Below are 2,716 nucleotides of genomic sequence, written 5' to 3'. Positions count from 1 at the left end.
CAACTGACAACTGACAAATCACACCTTACCGTTCCCCGCCGGCCGTGACATTTGCGCGCAGGCCGTGTTGCACGGCGAGCACTGCGGCCTCCACCCTTGAATGCACGCCCAGCTTTCTCAGGATGGCCTTCACATGCAGCTTGACGGTGCCGTCCGAGATGCCGAGATTGCGGGCAATGACCTTGTTGCTCTGGCCCTCCGCCAGCAGGCCGAGGATTTCGCTTTCCCGGGGCGTGAGCACGTCGAAGGGATTGGGTTCCTGTTCCTGACCTGACTGGCCCTGAACCACCCGTGCCAGCAGCTGGGCGAGGTGCGGTGCCACCACCGTCTTGCCGCGCATGATGTCCTCCAGGGCATCGACCAGTGCGCCGGGCTCCATTTCCTTCAGCAGATATCCCTGGGCCCCGTTGCGCAGGCACTCCACCAGGTCCTGTTCCTCGGTGCTGGTGGTGAGCATCACCACGGGCATGTCGAGGCCGCTCTGGCGCAGCCGGCGCAGAACCTCCAGGCCGTTCATCCCGGGCATGCGCATGTCCAGGAGGATGACCTCGGGATCCAGTTCCTGGGCCAGGCGGATGCCTTCCTCCCCGTCCCCGACGGCACCCACGGTCTCGATGCCGCGTCTCCGGAGCAGTTCCTGGAGACCTTCGCGAAACAGGGCATGGTCGTCGATCAGCAGGACGCGCCAGGTCATGACAGGGCCCGTATCCGCGGCTGAAAGTCAACGGACCGTTGCCTGGGATACTGGAATCGCAGTGTCATCCGGGTGCCCTCGCCGGGCTCGCTCTCGATGCGGAAATCGGCTTCCAGGCGGGCCGCCCGTTCCTCCATGACGCTCAGGCCGATATGCTCGCCCCGTGCGCCGGGCTCGGTCCGGTGACGAATCCCGCGGCCGTCATCCTCGACCATGACCAGATATTCACCGGGGGGGGCCGCCCTGAGCAGCACCCGCACGTGCTGGGCTGCGGCATGCTTGCCGATGTTGCACAGGGCCTCCTGCACGATGCGCAGGACCTCGCTCTCCATCTCGGCGGGCAGTTCCCCGGCCTGCCATTCCTTCTGCAGGTAAACATGCACGCCCGTGTCCTCGCGAAAGCGCTCCACCAGCTTCTCCACCCCGCACACCAGACCCTGATGGGTCACCGGCGGTGCGCGGAAATGGCTGATCAGTTCACGCAGTTCCGTATTCGCCTGCTGAAGCCCTTCCCGGACCACGTTGATCTCGCGCTGAAGTTCCTCCGGCCCCGCGCGGGAGGCGGTTTCCTCCAGGGCCCCGACGCGGAAGCGCAGGCTGGCCAGGGTCTGCGCCAGGGAGTCGTGCAGTTCGTGTGCGATGTGGGTGCGTTCCTCGATGATCCCCAGGCGTTGCGCCTCCTCGTCCAGGCGGGCCTTTTCAATGGCCATGCCCAGGTGCCTGCCGATGCTGGTGAGCAGGTTCTCCATGTCGTCGATGAGCGGCTCGGCACCCTCGTCCAGGAACAGGCTGTAGACCCCCAGCGTCTGCCCGCGGTGCTGCAGGGGCACGGCGATCATGGCGGGGTTGTCCACCGCATCGAGGCTGTCGGTTTCCACGCGGCCACAACGGTGTACTTCGGTCTGGGTGCCCATCTCCTCGCCGTCGGCCACCTGGCCACACAGACAGCGGCCCAGCGGCAGAATCTGGTGGCAGTGGCGGTCGTCGGGATGGAACCCCAGGTTGGTCACCAGGCGCATCTGCCCATCGGGCGTGACCAGGCGTGCCGTGGCTGCACGCGCCCCCACGATCTGCTTCACGCTGGTGAGAAAGCGGGTGAGCAGATCCTCCAGATCCCGTGACGTGTTGATGCTGGCCGCGACGTCGTAGAGCACCTTGAGAGTATGTGACTTCTGTTCCAGGCGTTCCGTCTGGGCGCGCACCTCGTCACGCATGTCGCGGGTCAGGCGCTGCAGCTGCTCGGTCAGGGCATTGATGTCCCCGGCCAGCTCCGCGAACTCGCCTTCACGGGGTTGCGGAATGCGCGCGGCCAGGTTCCCGCCCCGCACCCGCTGCGCCCAGTGGCGGACATGAAACAGCGGTGTGAACAGCTGGCGATAGATGAGCATCGGCAGGCTTGCCGTGACGATCAGGCCCAGTGTGAGCAGAGCGACCTGAATGAGCCCCGCGGCGGTGGGGCCGGGGCCCCGGAACAGCTGCCATATGGCGACGGCAAGGGATGCCAGGAACGCCACGCCGATGGCGCCCAGCAGCATGAACATGCGGTTCCGCACCATGCCGCGGGTCTTGTGTTGCCACCCCTGGGCCGGACGGATCAGCCATCTGGCGAGATCCCGCCCATGGGGCGGCCTGGCGTCAACGCTCATGTTTTTCAGACCTCCTGCTGCGCCCGGGGATATTCCTCCGGGGCGCCCCGGGTCCCGTCCGTGGAGCGGGACCTTATCTATATGTATCCGGTTAGTTTACATATTCCCGCGTCCGAGGCGAATCCGGCGGTCCCGTGTGGGGTTTCGCCCCGGTGCGCGGGGAGGGAGGGCGGCTGGGGTTTTAGTAGGGAATGGACAGGATGAACAGCATTTTTCAGGATTGACAGGATGATGCCGAAAGAGGAAGGACTAGACAGGATTTACATGATTAACAGGATTAAAAGCACTTTGAAATCATGTAAATCCTGTTAATCCTGTCCGATTGCATTTCATCCTGTTAATCCAGAAAAATCCTGTTCATCCTGTCCATTCGGAT

Annotated in this window: 2 protein-coding genes; both read right to left on the bottom strand. The window is 64.2% G+C overall.

Annotated elements, in window-relative coordinates; genetic code table 11:
- Positions 1–25: 25 nt before the first annotated feature.
- Entirely contained in the window at positions 26–694 is a 669-nt protein-coding gene (locus B1C78_RS14670) for a response regulator (RefSeq protein WP_077279919.1), read from the bottom strand.
- Positions 691–2,340, bottom strand: a complete 1,650-nt coding sequence (locus B1C78_RS14665; protein WP_077279918.1) for a histidine kinase — start codon at positions 2,338–2,340, stop codon at positions 691–693. Before B1C78_RS14665 ends, B1C78_RS14670 begins: the two co-directional genes overlap by 4 nt.
- Positions 2,341–2,716: the final 376 nt, after the last annotated feature.

The organism is Thioalkalivibrio denitrificans (assembly GCF_002000365.1).
In the GTDB taxonomy this organism is placed as follows: domain Bacteria; phylum Pseudomonadota; class Gammaproteobacteria; order Ectothiorhodospirales; family Ectothiorhodospiraceae; genus Thioalkalivibrio_A; species Thioalkalivibrio_A denitrificans.
Note: the sequence above shows the minus strand (reverse complement) of the source record. Positions and strands in the feature narration are given on the sequence as shown.